20 protein-coding genes are annotated in these 23,425 nt (G+C 67.0%); 15 read left to right on the forward strand and 5 right to left on the reverse strand.

From position 1 onward, the window contains the following. The first annotated feature begins 166 nt into the window (after positions 1 to 166). Together pheS and pheT are read left to right on the forward strand one after the other, a co-directional pair. A complete protein-coding gene (pheS, locus tag ACR65J_RS02660) occupies positions 167 to 1,228 on the forward strand; it encodes a phenylalanine--tRNA ligase subunit alpha (RefSeq protein WP_440165789.1) in 1,062 nt (353 codons plus the stop codon). Positions 1,229 to 1,230: 2 nt separating this feature from the next. Beyond that, entirely contained in the window at positions 1,231 to 3,774 is a 2,544-nt protein-coding gene (gene pheT, locus ACR65J_RS02665; protein ID WP_440165791.1) for a phenylalanine--tRNA ligase subunit beta, read from the forward strand. 79 nt (positions 3,775 to 3,853) lie between these two features. Here the strand turns inward: pheT and ACR65J_RS02670 are convergent, their stop codons facing one another. From ACR65J_RS02670 to ACR65J_RS02680, 3 genes are all read right to left on the reverse strand, one after another. Beyond that, positions 3,854 to 4,708: an IS3 family transposase gene (locus ACR65J_RS02670; protein ID WP_440165793.1), complete on the reverse strand. Its 855-nt coding sequence runs from the start codon at positions 4,706 to 4,708 to the stop codon at positions 3,854 to 3,856. Continuing rightward, positions 4,705 to 5,031, reverse strand: coding sequence for a helix-turn-helix domain-containing protein (locus ACR65J_RS02675; RefSeq protein WP_440165795.1), 327 nt, complete (start codon positions 5,029 to 5,031; stop codon positions 4,705 to 4,707). The genes ACR65J_RS02670 and ACR65J_RS02675 overlap by 4 nt, the downstream gene beginning before the upstream one ends. Before the next feature lie 261 nt (positions 5,032 to 5,292). Next, positions 5,293 to 6,258 (reverse strand): quinone oxidoreductase family protein, encoded by a 966-nt coding sequence (locus ACR65J_RS02680; protein ID WP_440165797.1) that lies wholly within the window; start codon positions 6,256 to 6,258, stop codon positions 5,293 to 5,295. Between the two features lie 155 nt (positions 6,259 to 6,413). On the opposite strand from ACR65J_RS02680, the gene argC reads away from it, so the two are divergent. The 10 genes from argC to ACR65J_RS02730 all read left to right on the forward strand — a co-directional run bounded on the left by argC (position 6,414) and on the right by ACR65J_RS02730 (position 16,518). Then, positions 6,414 to 7,445: an N-acetyl-gamma-glutamyl-phosphate reductase gene (gene argC, locus ACR65J_RS02685; RefSeq protein WP_440165800.1), complete on the forward strand. Its 1,032-nt coding sequence runs from the start codon at positions 6,414 to 6,416 to the stop codon at positions 7,443 to 7,445. Continuing rightward, positions 7,442 to 8,608, forward strand: coding sequence for a bifunctional glutamate N-acetyltransferase/amino-acid acetyltransferase ArgJ (argJ, locus tag ACR65J_RS02690; protein WP_440165803.1), 1,167 nt, complete (start codon positions 7,442 to 7,444; stop codon positions 8,606 to 8,608). Before argC ends, argJ begins: the two co-directional genes overlap by 4 nt. Positions 8,609 to 8,663: 55 nt before the next feature. Beyond that, a complete protein-coding gene (argB, locus tag ACR65J_RS02695; protein ID WP_440165805.1) occupies positions 8,664 to 9,623 on the forward strand; it encodes an acetylglutamate kinase in 960 nt (319 codons plus the stop codon). Beyond that, positions 9,620 to 10,873: an acetylornithine transaminase gene (locus tag ACR65J_RS02700; protein WP_440165807.1), complete on the forward strand. Its 1,254-nt coding sequence runs from the start codon at positions 9,620 to 9,622 to the stop codon at positions 10,871 to 10,873. The genes argB and ACR65J_RS02700 overlap by 4 nt, the downstream gene beginning before the upstream one ends. A 26-nt stretch (positions 10,874 to 10,899) precedes the next feature. Then, entirely contained in the window at positions 10,900 to 11,901 is a 1,002-nt protein-coding gene (gene argF, locus ACR65J_RS02705) for an ornithine carbamoyltransferase (RefSeq protein WP_440165861.1), read from the forward strand. Beyond that, positions 11,901 to 12,431 carry an arginine repressor gene (locus tag ACR65J_RS02710; protein WP_440165809.1) on the forward strand — a complete coding sequence of 177 codons (531 nt, stop codon included), beginning with the start codon at positions 11,901 to 11,903 and terminating at the stop codon, positions 12,429 to 12,431. The genes argF and ACR65J_RS02710 overlap by 1 nt, the downstream gene beginning before the upstream one ends. A gap of 45 nt (positions 12,432 to 12,476) precedes the next feature. Continuing rightward, the gene (locus ACR65J_RS02715; protein WP_018763590.1) at positions 12,477 to 13,682 is read left to right on the forward strand and encodes an argininosuccinate synthase; all 1,206 of its coding nucleotides are present in this window, start codon (positions 12,477 to 12,479) and stop codon (positions 13,680 to 13,682) included. Between the two features lie 5 nt (positions 13,683 to 13,687). Next, a complete protein-coding gene (gene argH / locus ACR65J_RS02720) occupies positions 13,688 to 15,115 on the forward strand; it encodes an argininosuccinate lyase (RefSeq protein ID WP_440165811.1) in 1,428 nt (475 codons plus the stop codon). A gap of 95 nt (positions 15,116 to 15,210) precedes the next feature. Next, complete coding sequence (locus tag ACR65J_RS02725; protein ID WP_440165813.1) at positions 15,211 to 15,759, forward strand: pyridoxine/pyridoxamine 5'-phosphate oxidase; 549 nt, start codon at positions 15,211 to 15,213, stop codon at positions 15,757 to 15,759. Between the two features lie 21 nt (positions 15,760 to 15,780). Then, positions 15,781 to 16,518 carry a maleylpyruvate isomerase family mycothiol-dependent enzyme gene (locus tag ACR65J_RS02730; protein WP_440165815.1) on the forward strand — a complete coding sequence of 246 codons (738 nt, stop codon included), beginning with the start codon at positions 15,781 to 15,783 and terminating at the stop codon, positions 16,516 to 16,518. Between the two features lie 95 nt (positions 16,519 to 16,613). Here ACR65J_RS02730 and ACR65J_RS02735 read toward each other — a convergent pair whose 3' ends face one another. After that, entirely contained in the window at positions 16,614 to 17,108 is a 495-nt protein-coding gene (locus ACR65J_RS02735) for a methylated-DNA--[protein]-cysteine S-methyltransferase (protein WP_440165817.1), read from the reverse strand. Next, positions 17,105 to 18,583, reverse strand: a complete 1,479-nt coding sequence (locus ACR65J_RS02740) for a DNA-3-methyladenine glycosylase 2 family protein (RefSeq protein ID WP_440165819.1) — start codon at positions 18,581 to 18,583, stop codon at positions 17,105 to 17,107. Before ACR65J_RS02740 ends, ACR65J_RS02735 begins: the two co-directional genes overlap by 4 nt. 129 nt (positions 18,584 to 18,712) lie before the next feature. Here ACR65J_RS02740 and ACR65J_RS02745 point away from each other — a divergent pair, with 129 nt between their 5' ends. The 3 genes from ACR65J_RS02745 to tyrS are packed head-to-tail and all read left to right on the forward strand — an operon-like array spanning position 18,713 to position 23,030. Beyond that, positions 18,713 to 19,402: a DNA-3-methyladenine glycosylase gene (locus ACR65J_RS02745; protein ID WP_440165821.1), complete on the forward strand. Its 690-nt coding sequence runs from the start codon at positions 18,713 to 18,715 to the stop codon at positions 19,400 to 19,402. A gap of 51 nt (positions 19,403 to 19,453) precedes the next feature. After that, positions 19,454 to 21,682, forward strand: a complete 2,229-nt coding sequence (locus tag ACR65J_RS02750) for a HelD family protein (RefSeq protein ID WP_440165823.1) — start codon at positions 19,454 to 19,456, stop codon at positions 21,680 to 21,682. A gap of 34 nt (positions 21,683 to 21,716) precedes the next feature. Beyond that, positions 21,717 to 23,030 (forward strand): tyrosine--tRNA ligase, encoded by a 1,314-nt coding sequence (gene tyrS, locus ACR65J_RS02755; RefSeq protein ID WP_440165825.1) that lies wholly within the window; start codon positions 21,717 to 21,719, stop codon positions 23,028 to 23,030. Positions 23,031 to 23,425 lie beyond the last annotated feature (395 nt).

Genomic DNA, 23,425 nt, shown 5'->3' on the forward strand with positions numbered 1-23,425 from the left:
AGGGCAGTGGCCGCCGGTCCTGCCGGCGAGCCCTGACCTGGTCATTGAATGACACTGACGTTCAGCGCATTCATCCATGACCTGCCAGCGACGGACGCGCCGCGCGGGAAACCGCGCATGGCTGCCCCGGCCGCCGGCAGCCACGACTCGTAGCTAAGAACAGTAGATGACTGAAACTTTGCCGGGCGCCGCCATCCCGAACCCCACGGATGAGGCCGCCATCAACGCCGCTGTAGACCAGGCCATCACCGCCATCGCCGGTGCGGCCACCCTTGACGAGTTGAAGGCGGTGCGGCTTGCCCACAGCGGCGAGAAATCACCGCTCAGCCTGGCCAACCGCGAAATCGGCCGCCTGCCCAAGGACCAGAAGGCGCTCGCCGGAAAGCTGATGGGTGCTTCCCGCGGCCGGGTCAACAAGGCGCTCGCCGAGCGGACCGCGGTGCTCGAAGCCGAGAACGACGCCCGGATCCTGGTCGAGGAAACCGTGGACGTCACGGCCGCCCCGCGCCGCCGCCGCGCCGGTGCACGCCACCCGCTGTCCACGCTGCAGGACCGTGTGGCGGATATCTTCGTGGGCATGGGCTGGGAAATCGCCGAAGGCCCGGAGGTCGAATCCGAGTGGTTTAACTTCGACGCCCTGAACTTCAAACCGGACCACCCTGCCCGCGAAATGCAGGACACCTTCTTCGTGGAGCCGCCCGAAGCCCACCTGCTGATGCGTACCCACACCTCCCCGGTGCAGGTCCGTTCCATGCTGGAGCGCGAGGTGCCCATCTACGTGCTCTGCCCGGGCAAGGTGTTCCGCACGGACGAGCTGGACGCCACCCACACCCCGGTGTTCCACCAGTTCGAAGGCCTGGCCATCGACAAGAACCTGTCCATGGCGGACCTGCTCGGCACCCTGGAACACTTCACCCGCCAGATGTTCGGCGAGGAGGCAAAGGTCCGCCTGCGCCCCAACTACTTCCCGTTCACCGAGCCGTCCGCCGAGCTGGACATCTTCCACCCGGGCGCCAAGGGCGGCCCGCGCTGGATCGAATGGGGCGGCTGCGGCATGGTCAACCCCAACGTCCTGCGCGCCGCCGGCATCGACCCGGACGTCTATTCAGGTTTTGCCTTCGGCATGGGCATCGAGCGTGCCCTCATGTTCCGCAACGAGGTTGCTGACATGCACGACATGATCGAAGGCGATGTACGGTTCAGCGAGCACTTCGGGATGGAGATCTAACAGTGCGTATCCCACTTTCCTGGCTGCGGGAATTCGCAGCAGTACCGGCCGGTGCAACGGCCGAAGACGTCATGGAAGAACTGGTCAAGGTCGGCTTTGAAGAGGAAGCCGTCCACCGTCCCACGGACACCCTCCAGGGCCCCGTGGTGGTGGGCCAGGTCCTGAGCCTGGTCAAGGAACCGCAGACCAACGGCAAGACCATCAACTGGTGCCAGGTCCGCGTTGTCCCCGAAGGCAAGGAACAAACCCTCACCGGGGACGGGATCGACCCGTCCGGCGTCCAGGGCATCATCTGCGGCGCGCACAACTTCGTTGAGGGCGACAAAGTGGTGGTCACGCTTCCGGGCGCCGTGCTGCCCGGCGACTTCCGCATCTCCGCCCGCAAGACGTACGGCCACCTTTCCGCCGGCATGATCGCCTCCGTCCGCGAACTGGGCATCGGCGAGGACCACGACGGCATCCTGGTGCTGTCCCGCATCGGGCTGGACCCCGAGGTGGGCACCGACGCCATGGAGCTCCTGGGCCTGTACGACCAGGCGGCCGAGATCAACGTCACCCCGGACCGCGGCTACGCCTTCTCCATCCGCGGCGTGGCCCGCGAGTACGCGCACGCCACCGGCACCGCGTTCACGGATCCCGCATCCAGGGTCCAGGCACCGGCTGAACTTTCCGGCGGTTACGGCGTCAAGATCAACGACGACGCCCCCATCTACGGCAAGGCCGGCTGCGACCGCTTCGTGGCCCGTACCGTCAGGGGCGTGGACGCCACCCGGCCCACCCCGCCATGGATGGTGTCGCGGCTCCGGCTCGCCGGCATCCGCTCCATCTCGCTGCCCGTTGACATCTCCAACTACGTCATGCTCGAACTGGGCCAGCCCACGCACTGCTACGACCTGGACAAGCTCTCCGGCGACATCGTGGTGCGCCGCGCGTCCGCAGGGGAGAAGATCACCACCCTGGACGGCAAGGAGCGCACCCTTGACGCCGAGGACCTGCTCATCACCGACGACTCCGGTGCCATCGGCATCGCCGGCGTCATGGGCGGTGCGGCCACCGAGGTGTCCGATTCGACGTCGAACATCCTGGTTGAGGCGGCGCACTTTGACGACGTGTCCATCGGCCGCTCCCGGCGCCGGCACAAGCTGCCGTCCGAGGCGTCCAAGCGCTTCGAGCGCGGCGTGGACTGGCAGGTGGCCGGTATCGCCGCCCAGCGGGTGGTTGACCTCCTGGTCGAACTGGCCCGCGGCACCGCGGATGACGCGGGAACCGACGTCGGAACCGCCCCGGAGACCGTCACCATCGAGCTGCCCGCCGGCTTCGCTGCCGCGCGGATCGGCATCGACTTCACCGAGGACCAGATCGTCACCTCCCTTGAGGACCTGGGTGCCATAACAGTGAAGCACGACGCCGGCTGGACGGTTACGCCGCCGAGCTGGCGCAGCGACCTGGAGACCAAGGAAGACCTCACCGAGGAAATCGCCCGGCTGGTGGGCTACGACAAGATCCCCGCCACCCTGCCGGTGGCCCCTCCGGGCCGTGGACTGACGCGCGTCCAGCAGCAGCGCCGCCGGCTCATCCAGGCCCTGGCGGACGCCGGACTCACCGAGGTGCTGTCGTACCCGTTCGTGTCCAAGGCAGCCAACGACACCTTTGGCGTGGCCGACGAAGGAGGGGAGCGGACCGCCCTCAAGCTGGCCAATCCGATCAGCGAGGAGCACGGCTACCTGCGCACGTCCATCCTGCCCGGACTGATCGAGGTGGCCAAGCGCAACCACTCCCGCGGCTTCCGGGACCTTGCCCTGTTCGAATCCGGCCTGGTGTTCCTGCCCGAGGAGACAGTGGGCACTGCCTCCATCCCGCCGCTGGGCGCCAAGCCTGCCGATGAGGTGCTCGACGGACTGTACGACGGCGTCCCCAACCAGCCGTTCCACGTCGCGGCAGTCCTCACTGGCCACGATTCCCCGGCCGCCGCCTCCCACACGCCCCGCGTGTGGGACTGGGCCGACGCCCTGGACGTTGCCCGGCTTGCCGGCGACGTGCTGGGCGTGGACTTGGTGGTCAGCCAGGGCAGCCACCAGGCGTTCCACCCCGGCCGCACCGCCCGGCTGGCGCTGCGCACGGGGGAGACCGTTGGCTACGCCGGTGAGCTGCACCCCAAGCTGCTGGCAGCCTCGGACATGCCCGCCCGTTCGGTGGCACTGGAACTTGATGCGGACGCCTTGTTCGAGGCCGCACCTGACGTGATCGTGGCCCGCCACATCTCCACGTTCCCGGTGGCCACCCAGGACGTCGCACTCGTGGTCCCGGCCGAGGTGCCCGCAGACGACGTCCTCGCCGCCCTGCGTGAAGGCGCCGGCGAGCTGCTGGAAGACGTGGCGCTGTTCGACGTCTACGCCGGCAAGGGTATTGAGGACGGCAAAAAGTCGCTGGCCTTTGGCCTTCGGTTCCGGGCAGCCGACCGCACGCTGACCGCTGACGAGGCCTCGGCAGCGCGTGAAGGCGCAGTAGCCCTGGCCGCCGAACGCTTTGGAGCTGTCCAGCGCTAGCTGGGCTTTCGGAAAGCCAAAAGTCCCCGCAACCTTGAGATGAACTGGTCCCCGGAAGTTGGACTGGCTAAATAAGAGCCTAAGCCGCGAGGGTTTGGGTCCGGTATTGCACCGGGCTCAGGCCCTTGAGCTTTGTCGAGATTCTTTCGGTGTTGTACCAGCGGATGTATTCGTGCAGTGCCGCTGCCAAGGCGTCGGTGCTGAGGTATCGCACGTGATGGAAGAGCTCTTCCTTGAGGTGGCCGAAGAAGTTTTCCATCACGGCGTTGTCGTAGCAGTTGCCCTTGCGTGACATCGACTGGCTCGCGCCGGCTTCCTGTAAAAGTTTTCGCCACGAGACGTGCTGGTACTGGAAGCCCTGGTCCGAATGCACGAGTGGCTGCTGGTTATCCTCAAGGCAGGTAAGGGCCTGGCGCAGCGAATTATTGGTGAGCTCCAGATTCGGAGACGGGCTGATCGAGTAGGAGATGATCTGTCGGTCGAAAAGATCCATGACCGGCGAGAGGTAGAGCTTACGGTCGCCGACGCTGAACTCCGTCACATCCGTTACCCACTTCCGGTTCGGGGCATCAGCCTCGAACTCCCGGTTCAACACGTTTGGAGCAACCCGGCCCTGCCCGCCCTGGTAGGAGTTGTAACGCTTCTTCCGCCGGACCTTGCACACCAGGTCCAGGGACCGCATGAGCTTCAGAACTGTCTTTTTCGCGACCGTCCACCCTTGCTTAACCATCTCGGTGTGGACCCGCCGGTGCCCGTACCGGCCATGGTTCTTCTCGAAAATTTCCGTGACAGCGGCCTTGATGGCCTCCTGCGGATCAGGGCCTTGGATGCGTGCCTGATGATAGAAGAACGTCGATCTGGCAAGAGCTGCTGCCTGCAGCAGGACCGGAAGCGGGAAGTCAGCCTTGAGAGCGATGAGGGCTTGGACCTTCACCGTCGTTCCTGCGCCCTCAAGGCCCGCAATTTTCCCAGGTAAGCCACTTCCGCCCGCAAACGCTCGTTCTCCCGCCGCAACCGCTCCAGTTCCGATACCTCGGCCGGCCGAGGGGCATCAGGTGCCTTAGGCCTGCCCTTGGGCTTGGACCGCAACGCGTTCGGTCCCTCGCGGCGATACGCCCGGGCCCACGTCTTCAGTAGCGTGGGCGAGGACAAACCAACCTCCGCCGCGAGATCCGGGGCAGTCTCACCGGCGATAAACCGTTCAACCAGCGCGAGCTTGAATTCGAACGAGTACACCTGTTTCGTCGGCTTGGCCACCAGCGCTCCTCGACCATGGATCTTCCACCGCCGATAGAGAACCCTTACCGGCGGGCGGGACACCCCCAGCAACGTCGCTGCCGCACTATCCGCGATGCCCTTCTCAAACCACGCTACAGCGGCCTCACGCTGAACCTCAGACAAAGAACTACGTGCATGCATAGAACTGCTCCCCGGAAGTCGGAACTGAATTTCTCAGTCCAACTTCCGGGGAGCAGTTCAGAGAGGTTGCGGGGACTTTCTGTTGGTCCGTAGGTCCTGTCAGGGCACCAGGAGGACCTTGCCGGTGGTCTTGCGGCCCTCGAGGTCGCGGTGCGCCTGCCCGGCCTGGCTGAGCGGGTAGCGTGCGCCGATCCGGACCTTGAGGCTGCCGTCGGCAGCGGCGGCAAAAAGTTCGTCTGAGCGCCAGCGCCGCTCCGCAGCATCCCGCAGATAATTGCCAATGGTGGGGCGCGTGAGGAAGAGGGAGCCCCCGGAGTTGAGGCGCTGCGGGTCAAACGGCGGGACGGGGCCGGAGGCAGCGCCGAAGAGCACCAGCATCCCCCTGACACGCAAAGCGGACAACGAGCCGTCGAAGGTATCCTTTCCCACGCCGTCGTAGACGACGTCGACGCCGGTTCCGCTGGTGATGTCCCTGACCCGCTCCGCGAAGCCGTCGTAGCGCAGCACGTGGTCCGCGCCGGCGTCGAGCGCAAGCTGTTCCTTCTCGTCGGTGGAGACCGTGGTGATGACTTCCGCACCACGTGCCTTGAGCAGCTGGGTCAGCAGCAGCCCCACGCCGCCGGCGCCGGCATGCAGCAGGACCTTGTGGCCGGGCTCCACCTTGAACGTGGAATTCATCAGGTAGTGGGCGGTGATGCCCTGCAGGGGGAGGGCGGCGGCGGTGAAAACATCCACGCCTTTCGGTACCGGCAGGGCGGCATCCTCATCCACCAGGGCATAGTCTGCGTAGCAGCTGACGCCTTCCGCGGTAGCTACCCGGCTGCCCACGGCGAAGCCGGTCACGCCCTCGCCTACTGCCTCGACCGTGCCCGCGGCCTCCGAACCGGGGGTGAAGGGGTAGTCGACTTTGTACGTGCCGCTGCGCTTGTAGGTGTCGATGAAGTTGACGCCGGCCGCCCCGACCTTGACCAGCACCTGCCCCGGGCCTGGAGCAGGTGGCTCCACCTCCGTGTACTCAAGGACTTCCGGTCCGCCTGCCTGCCGTGCGACGATTGCGTGCGTCATGGCTCTCCTTTCGCGGGTCCCGGCGTCTCCGGCCCCGGCTGCCGAAACCATCCTAGGGACACCCACGGCCGGCGCGACAAGTGCCGCGATGCCCGGACGTGTTCGCATGCATAATTATCAGTGCCGATGCATAACTATTGCTGTATAGTCGGAGTATGACTATTTCTGTTGCGGTTTCGGGAGCCAGCGGCTACGCCGGAGGAGAGGTCCTCCGCCTCCTCGCCGGGCATCCCGGTGTGACCATTGGCGCAATCACAGCCCACAGCAACGCCGGTTCCCGCCTTGGTGAACTCCAGCCCCACCTGCACGGACTGGCCAGCCGCATCCTCGAGGACACCACGGTGGAAAACCTCTCCGGACACGACGTCGTCTTCCTCGCGCTGCCGCACGGTGCCTCCGCAGAGATCGCCGCCCAGCTGCCGGACGGGACTGTGGTCATCGACGCCGGCGCCGACCACCGCCTCGAAGATCCCGCCGCCTGGGAAAAGTTCTACGGCTCCGCCCACGCCGGCACCTGGCCCTACGGGCTTCCCGAACTGCCCGGCCAGCGCGAAGCGCTCAAGGGCGCCAAGCGCATCGCCGTCCCCGGCTGCTACCCCACGTCCGCCCTGCTGGCCCTGACCCCCGGGTTCGCCGCGCACCTGCTGGAGCCCGACGACGTCGTGATCGTTTCCGCATCCGGCACCTCAGGCGCGGGCAAGGCGGCCAAGGTCAACCTGATCGGCTCCGAAGTGATGGGTTCAATGAGCCCTTACGGCGTAGGCGGCGGGCACCGGCACACGCCGGAAATCGAACAGGGCCTGTCCAACGCGGCGGGGGAACAGGTCACCGTTTCCTTCACGCCCACCCTTGCACCGATGGGCCGCGGCATCCTCACCACCGCCACCGCGAAGGTCAAGCCCGGCACCACGGCCGCGCAGCTGCGCCTGGCCTGGGCCGAGGCGTATGAAGACGAGCCGTTCGTCCACCTGCTGCCCGAAGGCCAGTGGCCGACCACTAAGTCGGTCCAGGGGTCCAACTATGCAGTCATGCAGCTGGCATTCGACGCCCACACGGGCCGTGCCATCGTCACCTGCGTGATCGACAACCTCACCAAAGGCACCGCCGGCGGCGCCGTGCAGTCCATGAACATCGCACTCGGCCTGCCGGAAACCGCCGGCCTCAACCTGCAGGGAGTAGCCCCGTGACCATCACAGCACCCCAGGGATTCCGCGCCGCCGGAGTCACTGCCGGACTCAAGGCCTCCGGCAACCCGGACCTCGCCCTCGTCGTCAACGACGGCCCCTCCAAGGCCGCCGCCGCCGTCTTTACCAGCAACCGCGTGGCAGCAGCCCCCGTGCACTGGTCCCGCCAGGTGGTCTCCGACGGCCGGGTGGACGCCGTCATCCTCAACTCCGGCGGCGCCAACGCCTGCACCGGCCCCACCGGGTTCCAGAACACCCACAGCACAGCGGAAAAAGTGGCGAAGGTCCTCGGCATTTCTGCCACCGACGTGTTCGTCTGCTCCACCGGCCTGATCGGTGAGCAGCTCCCCATGGACAAGATCCTGCCAGGGGTGGAGGCTGCCGCGGCCGAGCTCAGCACCGACGGCGGTCCGGCCGCCGGCACCGCCATCATGACCACTGACAGCGTGCCTAAGTCAGCGCTCTTCATCGGCACCGACGCCGACGGCCAGGAATTCAGCATCGGCGGCATCGCCAAGGGAGCCGGCATGCTGGCTCCCGGCCTGGCCACCATGCTGGTGGTGCTCACCACTGACGCCGACGTGCAGCCGGAAATGCTCGACGTCGTCCTCCGCGATGCCACCCGCGTCACGTTCGACCGCGCCGACTCAGACGGCTGCATGTCCACCAACGACACCGTGGTCCTGCTGGCCTCCGGCGCCTCCGGGGCCGTGCCCTCCGCCGAGGTTTTCGGCGCAGGACTGACACAGGTCTGCGCGGAGCTGGCACGCAAGCTCATTGCGGACGCAGAGGGCGCCAGCCATGACATCGCCATCCGGACCTTCAACGCGGCCAGCGAAGCGGACGCAGAGACGGTCAGCCGCTCCGTGGCCCGCTCCAACCTCTTCAAGGCCGCCATCTTCGGCAAGGACCCCAACTGGGGCCGCGTGCTCTCCGCCGTGGGCACTACCGACGCCGCCTTCGAAGCGGACAAACTCAACGTGGCCATGAACGGGATCCAGATTTGCCGCAACGGCAGCATCGGCGATGACCGCTCCCTAGTGGACCTGGAACCGCGCGAAGTGCTGGTGGAAATCGACCTCCAGGCAGGCGACGCCGAAGCCACCATCTGGACCAACGACCTCACCCACGACTACGTGCACGAAAACAGCGCCTACTCCAGCTAGGAATCCCTGCCAACGCGGGATCCGCCGGGCCCAAACCGCCGTGGAAAGTGACACCATGAACACCCAGACGCGTGAAACCACCAGCATGTCCGCTGCCCAGGACAAGGCAGGAACCCTGATCGAGGCCCTGCCCTGGATCCAGCGGTTCGCGGGCACCACCATGGTGATCAAATACGGCGGAAACGCCATGGTCAACGACGAACTCCGGCGTGCCTTCGCAGAGGACATCGTCTTCCTCCACCACGTGGGCATCCACCCCGTGGTGGTCCATGGCGGCGGCCCGCAGATCAACGCCATGCTGGGCCGGCTGGGCATCGAATCCGAATTCAAGGGCGGCCTGCGGGTCACCACCCCTGAGGCGATGGACGTGGTCCGCATGGTCCTCACCGGCCAGGTGGGCCGCGAACTGGTGGGCCTGATCAACTCCCACGGCCCCTACGCCGTCGGCATGTCAGGCGAGGACGGCGGGCTGCTCCGCGCTGTCCGCACCGGGACCGTGGTGGACGGCGAAGAAGTGGACCTCGGGCTGGTAGGCGAGGTGGTCGGCGTCGACCCCGCAGGCATCATGGACATCCTCGCCGCGGGCCGCATACCCGTGATTTCCACGGTGGCACCTGAAATCGTCGACGGCGGTGAGAGCGTGGTGGGGACCGCGCGGTTCCAGCCCACAGGCCAGGTCCTGAACGTCAACGCGGACACCGCAGCGGCCGCGGTGGCCTCGGCCCTTGGCGCTTCCAAGCTGGTGATCCTGACCGACGTCGAAGGCCTCTACGCCAACTGGCCGGATAAATCCTCCCTGATCTCCTCGCTCACGGCGACGGAGCTGCGGGAGATGCTGCCCCGCCTCGAATCCGGGATGATCCCCAAGATGGCCGCGTGCCTCAAAGCCGTCGACGAGGGCGTGGAACAGGCACACATCGTGGACGGGCGCCTGCCCCACTCCATGCTTCTTGAAACATTTACGACGGCGGGCATCGGCACCCAGGTCGTCCCGGACGAGGAGATCAACGCATGAACACCGTGGAAAAATCATCAGTGAACGAGTTGGTGGAAACCACAGGCCACGCCGGCTCCGAGTGGCTGTCCCGCTACTCCAGCTCGCTGATGAACGTGTTCGGCACGCCGCAGCGGGTCCTGGTCCGCGGCGCCGGCTGCCTGGTGTGGGACGCCGACGGCAAGGAATACCTGGACCTCCTGGGCGGTATTGCCGTGAACGCACTGGGCCACGCCCACCCGTTCGTGACCTCAGTCATCGCCAGCCAGCTGGCCACCCTGGGCCACGTGTCCAACTTCTTCACCAGCCCCACCCAGGTGGCGCTGGCCGAAAAACTCCTGGAACTGGCCCACGCCCCCGCCGGCTCCAAGGTGTTCTTCAGCAACTCGGGCACCGAAGCGAACGAGGCCGCCTTCAAGCTGGCCCGCCGCAACACCGGCGAAGGCCAGGTCAAGCGGACCAAAATTATCGCCCTTGAAGGCGCCTTCCACGGACGGACCATGGGGGCTTTGGCACTGACCGCGAAGGAAGCCTACCGGACTCCGTTCGAGCCGCTTCCCGGCGGCGTGGTGCACATCCCCTTCGGTGACATCGCCGCGCTGGAGGCAGCGGTGGATGACACCGTCGCCGCCGTCTTCCTGGAGCCGATCCAGGGCGAGGCAGGCGTCCGTCCGCTGCCGCCCGGATACCTGAAGGCCGCGCGGGAAGCTACCAGCAACGTGGGCGCCCTACTCATCCTGGACGAGGTCCAGACCGGCATCGGCCGGACCGGAAAATGGTTCGCCAGCGAGGATGCGGGCATCGTCCCCGATGCCATCACCCTGGCCAAGGGGCTGGGCGGGGGCTTCCCCATCGGTGCCATGATCACCTTTGGTGAGCAGACGTCGTCGTTGTTGTCCGCAGGCCAGCACGGCACCACCTTTGGCGGAAACCCGGTGGCTACCGCGGCGGCCCTCGCCACCCTCCACGCCCTCGAAAGCCAGAACGTGCTGGCCAACGCGGCGGCGGTGGGGGAGCACCTGCGCTCATCGCTGGCCGCCGTCCCCGGCGTCACCGAAGTCCGCGGCGAAGGACTCCTGATCGGCTTCGACCTGGACGCTGATGTCGCCCCGGCCGTGGTGCAGGCCGCCCTCGACGCCGGCTTCATCATCAACAGCCCGGGCCCGCGCACCATCCGCCTGGCCCCGCCGCTGATCCTCACCACGGCACAGGCCGACACCTTCCTCGCCGCTTTCCCGGCAATCCTCCAAGCAGCTAAGGACGCCCAGTGAACCCCACAGCTTCATCCCTTGGTACCGTGCCTGGCAGCACCCGTCACTTCCTCAAGGACACCGACCTCTCCCCGGCCGAGCAGGCGGAGGTCCTGGAACTCGCTGCCCGCATGAAGGCTGCCCCTTACAGCGTCCAGCCGTATGCCGCGGAGGGCAGCGGCCGCAAGACCGTGGCCGTGATCTTCGACAAGACCTCCACCCGGACCCGGGTCTCCTTCGCCACCGGTGTCGCCGACATGGGCGGCAACGCCCTGATCATCAACCCGGGAGAAGCGCAGATCGGGCACAAGGAATCCGTGGAGGACACCGCCAAGGTGCTTGAGCGGATGGTCTCCACCATTGTGTGGAGGACGGGTGCCCACGCAGGCCTGGTGGCCATGGCGGAGAACTCCAAGGTGCCGGTCATCAACGCCCTGTGCGACGACTACCACCCGTGCCAGCTGCTGGCGGACCTGCTCGCCGTCAAGGAACACAAGGGCGACCTCAAGGGGCTCACCATGAGCTACCTTGGCGATGCGGCCAACAACATGGCGAACTCCTACCTGCTGGCCGGGGTCACGGCCGGCATGCACGTCCGCATCGCCGGGCCGGAGGGTTACCTGCCGGCTGGGGAGATCGTGGCGGCCGCCGAGGAGCGTGCGGCGGAAACCGGCGGCTCCGTGCTCATCACCAGCGATGCCAAGGAAGCGCTGCAGGGTGCAGACGTCGTGGCCACCGACACCTGGGTGTCCATGGGCCAGGAAGCCGAGAAGGAAGCCCGGATGCAGTTGTTCCGGGACTACTCCGTGGATTCGGACGCCATGGCACTCGCCGCGGACGACGCCGTCGTGCTTCACTGCCTGCCCGCGTACCGCGGCTACGAAATCTCCGCCGACGTCATCGACGGCCCGCAGTCCATCGTCTGGGACGAGGCCGAAAACCGGCTGCACGCCCAGAAAGCGCTGATGGCGTGGCTGATGCACCGCTCCGGCCTGGCCTTCGTGGAGGGCCTTTCCCCCGTTGAAGGTACAGGGGAGAGCACGTTCTAGTGTCCGCCCAGCCGTCCTCTCCGGGCACCAGCCCGGCCACCAAGACCGCCCGGCAGGCGCGCATCACCGCCATCCTTACCGGGCAGTCCGTGCGTTCCCAGGCGGAGCTTGCGGCGCTGCTGGCGGACGACGGCGTCCAGGTCACCCAGGCGACGCTGTCCCGCGACCTCGTGGAGCTGGGCGCCGTCCGCGTCCGCGGGAAGGAGGGCGTCCTGGTGTACGCCGTCCCCGGCGAGGGCGGGGAACGGGGCGCCAAGAGCGGCGTCACCCAGGAGATCCTGGATGCCCGGCTCGCCCGGCTGTGCAGCGAACTGCTGGTCACCGCCGAAGCGTCCGCCAACATCGCAGTCCTCCGGACGCCGCCTGGAGCTGCGAACTTCCTGGCCCTGGCCATCGACCATTCGGTGATGCCGTCCATCCTGGGCACCATCGCCGGTGACGATACCGTCCTGCTGGTCTCCCGCGACCCGCTGGGTGGCCCGGACCTCGCCGCCCGCTTCCTGCAACTCGCCGATGAAGCCGGGCAATAAGCTTGAAGACAACGAACCAAACAACCCCAACAAGGAGCATTTAAAGTGACTGAACGCATTGTGCTGGCCTACTCCGGCGGCCTGGACACGTCCGTCGCCATCGGCTGGATCGGTGAAGCCACCGGTGCCGAGGTCATCGCCGTGGCGGTCGACGTCGGACAGGGCGGCGAATCGCTGGAAACCATCCGCCAGCGCGCCCTGGGCTGCGGCGCCGTCGAAGCCTACGTCGCGGACGCATCGGACGAGTTCGCCAACGAATACTGCGTGCCCACCCTGAAGGCCAACGCCCTCTACCAGGGCCACTACCCGCTGGTTTCCGCCATCTCCCGCCCGGTCATCGTCAAGCACCTGGTGAAGGCTGCCCGCGAATTCGGCGCCACCACGGTTGCACACGGCTGCACCGGCAAGGGCAACGACCAGGTCCGCTTCGAAGTGGGCATCCAGACCCTGGGCCCGGACCTGAAGTGCATCGCACCGGTCCGCGACCTCGCCCTGACCCGCGACAAGGCCATCGCCTTTGCCGAGGAAAAGGGACTGCCCATCGAGACCACCAAGAAGAACCCGTACTCCATCGACCAGAACGTCTGGGGACGCGCCGTCGAAACCGGCTACCTCGAGGACATCTGGAACGCCCCCACCAAGGACATCTACGACTACACCGCCACCCCGGAGTTCCCGCCGGCACCGGATGAAGTCACCATCTCCTTCGAAGCCGGCGTGCCCGTCGCGATCGACGGCGTCAAGGTCACCCCGCTGCAGGCCATCAAGGAACTGAACCGCCGCGCCGGTGCACAGGGCGTAGGCCGCATCGACGTCGTCGAAGACCGCCTGGTGGGCATCAAGTCCCGCGAAATCTACGAGGCCCCGGGCGCCATGGCACTGATCACGGCACACAAGCACCTCGAGGACATCACCATCGAGCGCGAGCAGGCCCGCTTCAAGGCCACCGTTGGCCAGCGCTGGGCCGAGCTGGTGTACGACGGCCAGTGGTTCTCCCCGCTGAAGCGCTCCCTGGATGCCTTCATCGAGGACACCCAGAAGTACGTCTCCGGCGACATCCGCATGACCCTGCACGGCGGCCAGGCCATCGTCAACGGCCGCCGCTCCGACACCTCGCTGTACGACTTCTCGCTGGCCACCTACGACACCGGTGACACCTTCGACCAGTCCCAGGCCAAGGGCTTCATCGAGCTGTGGGGCATGTCCGCCAAGGTTGCCTCCGGCCGCGACATCCGCGTCGCAGGGAAGTAGCCCGCGTGGCTGAGCAAAAAACGGAGGCAACCAACGCAGGTGCCCTGTGGGGCGGCCGGTTCGCCGGCGGCCCCGCGGACGCCCTCGCAGCGCTGAGCAAGTCCACGCACTTCGACTGGCGGCTGGCCCGCTACGACATCGCCGGTTCAAAGGCGCACGCCCGTGTGCTGCACAAGGCCGGGCTGCTGGACGACGCCGAGCTGGAAGGCATGCTCGCGGCCCTGACGCAGCTGGACGAGGATGTGGCCTCCGGTGCGTACCTGCCGGCGGAATCCGATGAGGACGTGCACGGTTCGCTGGAACGCGGCCTGATCGAGCGCGCCGGCGCCCAGCTGGGCGGCAAGCTCCGCGCAGGCCGGTCCCGCAACGACCAAGTGGCAACCCTGGGCCGGATGTTCCTCCGCGACCACGCACGGATCATTGCCCGTGGTGTCCTGGCTACCGTGGACGCGCTCGTGGAGCAGGCCAAAGCACACCACGGCGTCGCCATGCCGGGCCGTACCCACCTGCAGCACGCCCAGCCCGTCCTGCTCAGCCACCACCTCCTGGCCCACGCCTGGGCCCTGCTCCGCGACGTGCAGCGGCTCCAGGACTGGGACAAACGGGCAGGCGTTTCGCCCTACGGTTCAGGCGCACTGGCCGGATCCTCGCTGGGCCTGGACCCGGAAGCAGTGGCTGCCGACCTCGGATTCTTCTCCGCCGTGCACAACTCGATCGACGGCACCGCATCCCGCGACGTCTTCGCCGAGTTCGCGTGGGTCTGCTCGATGATCGGCGTGGACCTGTCCCGGATCTCCGAGGAAGTCATCTTCTGGGCCACCAAGGAGTTCTCCTTCGTGACCCTGGATGATTCGTACTCCACGGGGTCCTCGATCATGCCGCAGAAGAAGAACCCGGACGTCGCCGAGCTGGCCCGTGGCAAGGCGGGGCGCCTGATCGGCAACCTGACCGGGCTGCTGGCCACGCTCAAGGGACTGCCGCTGGCGTACAACCGGGACCTGCAGGAGGACAAGGAGCCGGTGTTCGATGCCGCCGACACGCTGGAGCTGCTGCTCCCGGCCGTGTCCGGCATGATCGCCACCCTGACGTTCAACACGGAGCGGATGGAATCGCTGGCCCCGCAGGGCTTCGCGCTGGCAACGGACATCGCCGAATGGCTGGTCCGCCAGGGCGTGCCCTTCCGCGAGGCCCACGAGCTGTCCGGTGCCGCCGTGAAGCAGGCCGAGTCCCGCGGCGTTGAGCTGTGGGACCTGACCGATGAAGAGTACGCCGCGATCTCGGAGCACCTCACCCCCGAGGTCCGCACCGTGCTCTCCACGGAGGGTTCGCTCAACAGCCGCAACTCCCAGGGCGGTACGGCACCGGCCGCCGTCGAACGCCAGCTGGCAGCGCTGGAAGGCGAACTGGCCGGGGTCCGCGAGTACGCCAAGTAGTCCCCCGCGAGATGGCACTTCGCAGCAGTATTCTTCATTAACACTGGCGCGAAGTGCCCTCTCGCGGCGTTTAATGAGGCCGCTAGGCTGGGGCCATGAGCGAAACCTTCCGCAAGTTCCTTCGCACGCTGCCCGACTTTCCATCCGACCTGCCCGGTTTCGATCCGGACAACGCACCGCAGGACCCGGCATTGCTCTTCAAGCAGTGGCTGGACGAGGCACTGGACGCGGGGGAGCAGCAGCCGCACGCATTCAGCCTGGCCACGGTAGGTTCGGGGTCCGGCAGCGGGGCACAGCCTTCTTCGCGGATGCTCATCCTGAAGAACATCGACGACGACGGCTGGCACTTCGCCACGTCCCGCACCTCCCGCAAGGGCCGCGAACTGTCGGAGTCCCCACGCGCGGCGATGAATTTCTACTGGCCCGCCTTGGGCCGGCAGGTCCGCGTGGCGGGGGCTGTGACCGAACTCTCCGCCGAGGCCTCGGCCGTCGACTGGCACGAGCGGCCCAGGGCCGACGGCAGCGACAATCCGGACTGGCAGCTCTACGCTGTCCAGCCGGCCGAAATCGAGTTCTGGCAGGCCAGCAACGACGGCCGGCACGTCCGCCACCGTGTCGGGCCGGACGGAAGCCCGCTGGATTGACCGCTCGGCTAGGCTGGCCGCATGACCTCACCTTCGCCTGCCGAACTCCTCGCCGAACTGCACAAGGCCGCGGACACGCTGTCCGCCGGGCTGGACCGGATTCCGGCCGGCGGCGTGAAGGCTCCCTCCACCCTTCCCGGCTGGAGCCGGGGGCACCTCCTGGCCCACATCGCCGGAATCTGCAATGCCTTGGCCCGCCAGGTGGAACACGGCCGCCGCGGCGAGACGCTGGAGCTGTACGACGGCGGTGTGGACGGCCGCAACAGGGCCATTGATCTGGCCGCAGGGCACAGCCTTGAGCAGCACCGGGAGGACGTCGCGGCCGCGTTGCAGCGGGCACTGGCGGCCTTCGATGCGCTGGGGGAGGACGAATGGCAGACGCGCATCGCCTTCCGCGACGGCGTGATCTTCGACGCCGGCCTGGCGCTCTGGCGTGAGCTGGTCATCCATACCGCGGACCTGGACACCGGTGCGGGACCCGAAACATGGAACAGGGCATTCTGCTCCCACCTCTTCGACTTCCTCGCCGCCCGCGTGCCGGCGGAAACCCGGCTGGTCCTGCAGCCCGTGGCACTCCCGCCGCTGACCCTCGGAACCGGCGGCAGCACCGTCGTCGTCAGCGGAATGGTGACGGACATCGCCGCCTGGCTCGCGGGCCGGCAGCCGTCCCTGGACAGCCTGCGGGCCACGGCCGCCGGGGACGGCACCGATCTTCCCGGCCTGCTGCCCTGGCCGTCGGCCATGCCGGACCCCAAGTAGCGGTTCGGCCTCCCTCCGCGAGATGGCGCTTAACCGCAATGCGGGCGCCCCATACTGCGGCTAAATGCCAACTCGCGGGCAGGGGGCGGGAGCGGTCAGGCGGCCTCGCGGGCCAGCAGGCTCTCCTTGATGCGCAGGCCCCAGCGGAAACCGCCCAGCGAGCCATCAGTCCGGATGACGCGGTGGCAAGGCACGAACAGGGCAGCCGCGTTGAACGCGCAGGCACTGGCGGCGGCCCGCACGGCGCGCGGATTGCCGGCCAGGGCGGCGTACTCCGAGTAGGTGACGGGTGAGCCCGGCTTGACCTGCCGCAGCACATCCCAGGCGTGGGCGCGGAACGGTCCGGACTGCTGGCGGACCGGCACCGCCATGGCCGGGGCGGGGTCACCGGCGTAGAAGGCCTCCACGGCGGATGAGATCCCGCCGAGGTCCGTTGCCTCTTCCACGGCGTCAGGCCGCAGCGCAGGATGGACCTGGCCGGTCAGTTCAGACAGGCTGGCCGTCCATCCGGACGCAAGGACCACGCCGTCGTGGGCGAGGACAGTAAATGGACCGTCCGGCGTGGACAGCTGCAGCAGTTGGGCTTTCATGGCGTCCCTTTCGCGGGAATGGTGGTTCTTGCGGCGGGCCGGGCGGCGGCACGCCAGAGGTGCATGGTGGCGTAGGAGCGCCACGGGCTGGTCTCCCGGAAGTCCGGGCTCAGGTCGTTGGTCCCATTATCGAGGGTGCGGATCCCGTTCCGCACGGCGGCGTCGTTGGCAAGGAAAACGTCCGGGGCGCCCAGGACCCGCATGGCGACGTACCCCACGGTCCAAGGCCCGACGCCGGGGAGCGGCAAAAGTGCCGCGGTGAGGCTTGGGAGGTCGCCGCCGTAGCCGAACTCCAGGCGCCCGTTGGCCATAGCGTCCGCAGCGTGCAACAGCGACTCGGTCCGGCGCTTTGGACCGCGAAGCAGGTGTTCCGCCGCCGAGATTTCCGCCGAAGTGGGAAACAGCCGGTCCAGGCCGTCGCCGGGTGCGCTGCTGGGACCGCCCGCCGCCGACAGTTGGGTCAAGGCCGTCCGGGCTGCCGCCACCGTGATCTGCTGGCCCACCATGGCCCGGATCAGAAGTTCCTGCGGATCCACAGCGCCAGGCAGGCGCATCCCTGGTGCGGCGGCAACGGAGCCGGTAAGCCTGGAATCGGCGGCAAGCGTGCCGTCGATCGCCTCCGGGTCCGAGTCCAGGTCGAACAGCCTGCGGACGCGGCTGAGCAGCGCCGGAAGGTCGCGGAGGTCCACCGCGCCGATGGTGAGGGTCAGCGGCCGTTCCCGGGCGCCGTCGTCGTACTCCACCCTGAAGCGCGCGTCGCCGTGGGGGAGCCGCAGCGTCCGGGCATAGGAAGTGGATGTGCCGTCCTCGACGCCAGGGATGGCGCGGACCGCCAGGAAGGAGAAGATGCCCGGGTCGAAAGGCGGCCGGTAGGGCAGGCCCAGGGTCAGGGCTGTGGCACCAGTGCCGGGCGAAGGGTGCCGGACCGTCCGCCGGAGCGCAGTGGGAGTCATATCGAACACCTCGGCGATGGTCTCGTTGAACTGCCTGACGCTGCTGAAGCCTGCCGCAAAGGCGACGTCGGCGAGCTTCATCGATGTTGAAACCAGCAGGGTGCGGGCAGTCTGGGCCCTCGCGGCGCGGGCCAATGACAAGGGGCCGGCGCCAAGTTCCTGGCCGAGGATCCGGTTCAGCTGGCGCGGCGAATACCCCAGGCGGGCGGCAAGGCCCGACACCCCGTCGCGGTTGATGACGCCATCGTTGATCAGGCGCATCGCACGGCCCGCCACGTCCTGCCGCACGTTCCAGGCCGGGGTGCCCGGCACCGCCTCCGGCAGGCAGCGCTTGCAGGCGCGGTAGCCTGCCTCGTGCGCCGCGGCGGACGTCTCGTAAAACGTCACGTTCGATGCCTTGGGGGTACGGGCAGGGCATGACGGGCGGCAGTAGATCCCCGTGCTGCGGACGGCCGTAAAGAACTGGCCGTCGAAGCGGGTATCGCGGGCATCGATTGCCCGGTAGCGCTGCCAGAAGTCCATTCCTCCATCCTGCCAGCCGCCGGACACTGCTACTAGCGGAAATCGGACATGGCCGTGGGAGTGAAAAACCAGCGCGGGGCCCGGTTCAGGGTTCGGATGAAACGGGCGCCATCTGGGTAAGGTCAACCAATGAACCAAAGCACTGGGGCAATGGAACGACTGCGGGACTTCCTGTCCGCGGACGCCCGCGAACTCGCACCGCAGCTGCTCGGTGCCGTGCTCACCCACGAGTCCCGGGACGGCACCGTGTCCATCCGGCTCACGGAGGTGGAGGCCTATATGGGGCCCGAGGACTCCCTGCATCCGGACCCGGGCTCCCACACCTACCGCGGCCCCACGCCGCGCAACGCCCCCATGTTCGGGCCGGCCGGGCACCTCTACGTCTACTTCACGTACGGGATGCACCACTGCACCAACATCGTGTGCGGTCCGGCCGGCGTCGCGTCCGCCCTGCTGCTCCGGGCAGGAGAAGTAGTGGACGGGCTGGAGCTGGCCCAGCGGCGCCGTCCGACGTCGAAAACTCCCGCTGACCTTGCCAGCGGGCCGGCCCGCCTTGCCAAAGCCCTGGGATTGACGACGGCGGACAGCGGCCGCGACGCGCTGGTTCCGCCTTTCGGACTGGAGCTTCCCTCCGTTCCCGCCGGGGCGGTCAGTTCCGGTCCCCGGGTGGGGGTGGCCGGCGCCGGAGGCACGGACGAATACGCCTGGCGGTACTGGCTCACCGGCGATCCCACCGTGTCCAAATACAAGGCAGCGAAGCCGCGGACCCCGAAGCAGGCAGCCGGTGGGCCGCCCGGTGCCGCGTTTCACCAGCGTTAACGGAAATGGTTGTAGAATGGACGGTCTGTCTTTTGCGATAGGGGAACGTTAATGCTTGACGCCGAATTGGCCCACGAACGGGAGTATGTAGCCGGCCTGTACGCCCGGCTGGAGGAACTCCGGGAGGAAAAGCGCCGCCAGCTGGCGCAGGTCCGTCGTGCCGGAGCCGTGGGCACCATGCAGAACGTTTCGGAACGTGACGCCTTCGCGGCACTGTATGAGGACCGCCTGGCGCAGCTGGACGCGGTGGATGACCGGCTGGTTTTTGGCCGCCTGGACCTGGACTCCGGCGAAGCGCAGTACATCGGCCGCATCGGCTTGACCACGGAGGACCTGCAGCGGCTCATGGTGGACTGGCGTGCCCCCGAAGCCGGACACTTCTATCAGGCCACGGCCTTTGACCGGCAAGGCGTGCGCCGACGCCGGCACCTGATCCTCCAGGGCCGCGAAGTGAAGGCCATCGAGGACGACGTCCTGGATGCCGGGATGCTGACGGACGATGAATCCCTCCAGGGCGAAGGCGCCCTCCTGGCCGCGCTGAACTCCAAGCGGACCGGCCGCATGTCGGACATCGTCAGTACCATCCAGTCGGAGCAGGACCGGATCATCCGCTCCTCGATCTCCGGCGCCGTCGTCGTCCAGGGCGGGCCCGGCACGGGCAAGACCGCCGTGGCCCTGCACCGCGCCGCCTACCTGCTCTACACCCACCGTGACCGCCTCAAAAGTGCGGGCGTGCTGCTGGTGGGGCCGTCGTCGTCGTTCATGAAATACATCGAACGGGTGCTGCCCTCGCTGGGTGAGACGGGCGTGGTCATGGCCAGCGTCGGCCGCCTGATGCCCGGCATCCACGCCGTGCCCGAAACAGACGCCGACGTCGCCGCCATCAAGGGGCGCCTGGACATGGCCGCCATCGTGGCCAACGCCGTCTCCAACCGCATGCGCGTCCCCGCCCAGAACCGGATCCTTGAGGTGGATGGCCGCAAGCTCACCCTCACGCCCCGGCAGGTCCGCCGCGCCCGGGAACGCGCCCGCGCCACCGGCAAGCCGTACAACGAGGCCCGCGTGACGTTCGTGAAGATCCTGCTGCGCGAACTGACAGAGCAGATGACCGAACTCGTTGAGGCCGGGAACATCGGCAATAACGCGGATCGTTCGTACCTGGCCGAAGACGTCCGGACCGCCCGCGACGTGCGGATCGCCCTGAACCTGTGCTGGATGCCCATGACGCCGGAGAAGCTGATCTCGGATCTCTTCAGCAAGCCGGAAATCCTGGAGTTCTGCACCCCCAACATGAGCCCGGCCGAGCGGGCCCTGCTGCAGCGCCCCGCCGATGCTCCGTGGACCGAATCCGATGTCCCGCTGCTGGACGAGGCCGCCGAACTGCTCGGCGAGCTGGACCCCGCGGCAGGGCGGGGGCTGGCACAGCAGGAGCACGACCGTGTCCGCGACCTGGCCAATGCAAAGCAGACCCTGGTGAACATGGAGGCCGCCGGCGTTGATCCGTTGATGTCCGCTGAAGAACTGGCGGAGCAGAACCGCGAGCAGGAATCCCGGCAGACGGCGGCCGAACGCGCCACGAGCGACCGCACGTGGGCCTTCGGGCACATTGTGGTGGATGAGGCGCAGGAGCTCTCGCCCATGCAATGGCGGCTGCTGGTGCGCCGCTGCCCGCTGAAGTCCTTCACCATCGTGGGCGACATCGCCCAGACCAGCTCCGTTGCCGGCGCCAATTCCTGGCAGGGGGCGCTGGCCCCGATGTTCGGTGACCGCTGGCAGCTGGAGGAATTGACCGTCAACTACCGCACGCCGTCGCAGATCGCCGAGGCCGCCGTCCGTATGGCCAACGCCGCGGGCCTGGTGGTCTCAGCGCCCAAGGCCGTCCGCGAGGGCCGCTGGGAGCCCATCATCGACGAAGTCTCCGCCGGCGGCATCGTGGACCGGCTGGTCGAGGTTCTTCCGGAGGAACTTGAAGCGCTCGACGGCGGCCTGCTCGCCGTGATTGCCGACGGTGACCTCCTGCCCCAGGCAACGGCGGCCCTCCGTGCCGTCTACGGTCGCAGGATCGGAACCGGTGCCGGCAGCTACGAGCAGGACATCGTGGTCATCAGCCCGCGCGAGGCAAAGGGCCTGGAGTTCGACGGCGTCGTGGTCCTGGAACCGTCCGTAATGCTCAACCACGAACACGGCAAAGTGGGGGACCTCTACGTGGCAATGACCCGCGCCACGCAACGGCTGCGGCTGATTGCGGCGCAACCCGTGCCCGCCGGAATTGCCGGCTGACAGGGCCACCGGCGTTACTGCTAACTTAGGAAGCGTGCCAGAACTGAACAACCTCGAACCGCAGCGCAACGACCCCACTTTCGCCAACATTTGGCAGGAACTGAAGTGGCGTGGGCTCGTCCATGTCTCCACCGATGAAGCCGAGCTCGAAAAGCTCCTCGCCAACGGGCCGGTCACGTACTATTGCGGCTTCGACCCCACCGCGCCGAGCCTGCACCTGGGCAACCTGGTACAGCTCCTGGTCATGCGGCGGCTTCAGCTGGCTGGACACAAGCCGCTCGGCCTGGTGGGCGGGTCCACCGGCATGATCGGGGACCCGCGTCCGACGGCGGAACGCACCTTGAACACCAAGGACACCGTGGCGGAGTGGGTTGGCTACCTCCAGGCCCAGGTGCAGCGCTTCCTCAGCTTCGACGGGGACAACGCTGCCAGGATGGTGAACAACCTGGACTGGACGGCGCCGCTGAGCGCCATCGACTTCCTGCGTGAAGTGGGAAAGCATTTCCGCGTGGGCACCATGCTGCGCAAGGACGCCGTGGCATCCCGCCTGAACTCGGATGAAGGCATCAGCTACACCGAATTCAGCTACCAGATCCTGCAGGGCATGGACTACCTGCAGCTGTACCGCGACTACGGCTGTGTGCTGCAGACCGGCGGCTCGGACCAGTGGGGCAACCTGACCAGCGGCACGGAACTGATCCGGAAGGTGGAGGGCAAGAGCGTCCATGCCCTTGGAACGCCGCTCATCACGAACTCCGACGGAACCAAGTTCGGCAAGAGCGAGGGCAACGCCATCTGGCTCGATGCCGGCATGTGCAGCCCGTATGCGTTCTACCAGTTCTGGCTCAACACCGCGGACGCCGATGTGGTGGACCGGCTTAAGGTGTTCACGTTCCTGACCCGCGCCGAGATCGAAGAGATTGCCGTTTCAGTGGCGGAGCGTCCGTTCGCCCGTGAGGGGCAGCGGAAGCTTGCCTTCGAAGTGACGTCATTGGTGCACGGCGTTGAAGCAACGGAGAAGGTGATTGCCGCCTCGGCAGCGCTGTTCGGCAACGGGGACCTGACCGCCCTGGACAAGGCCACCCTCCAGGCTGCAACCTCCGAACTTCCCTCCACCACTGTCCAGGTGGATGAGATGGGCATTGTGGACCTGCTGGTGGCGTCCGGCCTTTCCGAAAGCAAGTCCGCCGCACGCCGGACCGTGGGTGAAGGCGGAGCCTACGTGAACAACGAGAAAGTGTCGGATCCGGAAGCTGTGATTTCCGAGTCGGAGCTCCTGCATGGCCAGTACCTGCTCCTGCGCAGGGGCAAGAAGAACCTTGCCACCGTGGAGGTACTGGTCCCGTAACCGCGGGAGCGAAACCTACCACCTGCACGCCCCTCGGCGGCCGATTTGCGCGGCCGCGGAGGGGCGTGTATTGTTTTCTGAGTCGCCGCCGCTGAGTGGTGACAAACCCCCAACTGATATTGAGAAGCAATTCTCGGCCATGCGGTGCATGGAACGAAGAATGCTTCCCATTCTGCTGGGCGGATTCATTCTACTGAGTGAATTCCGGGAAAACAACCGGATTTGCAAAAGCGAATATGAATGAAATAAGATAAAAACATCGCAGCGAAGAAATACGGAAAACGAAATTCTTTTTGAATTGTTCCGGGAATATTCGAATGTGTCTGTTGTTTGAGAACTCAATAGTGTGCCAAGTTTGTTGATACCGATTATGTATGTAATTGGTTGATTGTGCC

Source organism: Arthrobacter sp. SAFR-044 (assembly GCF_059414985.1).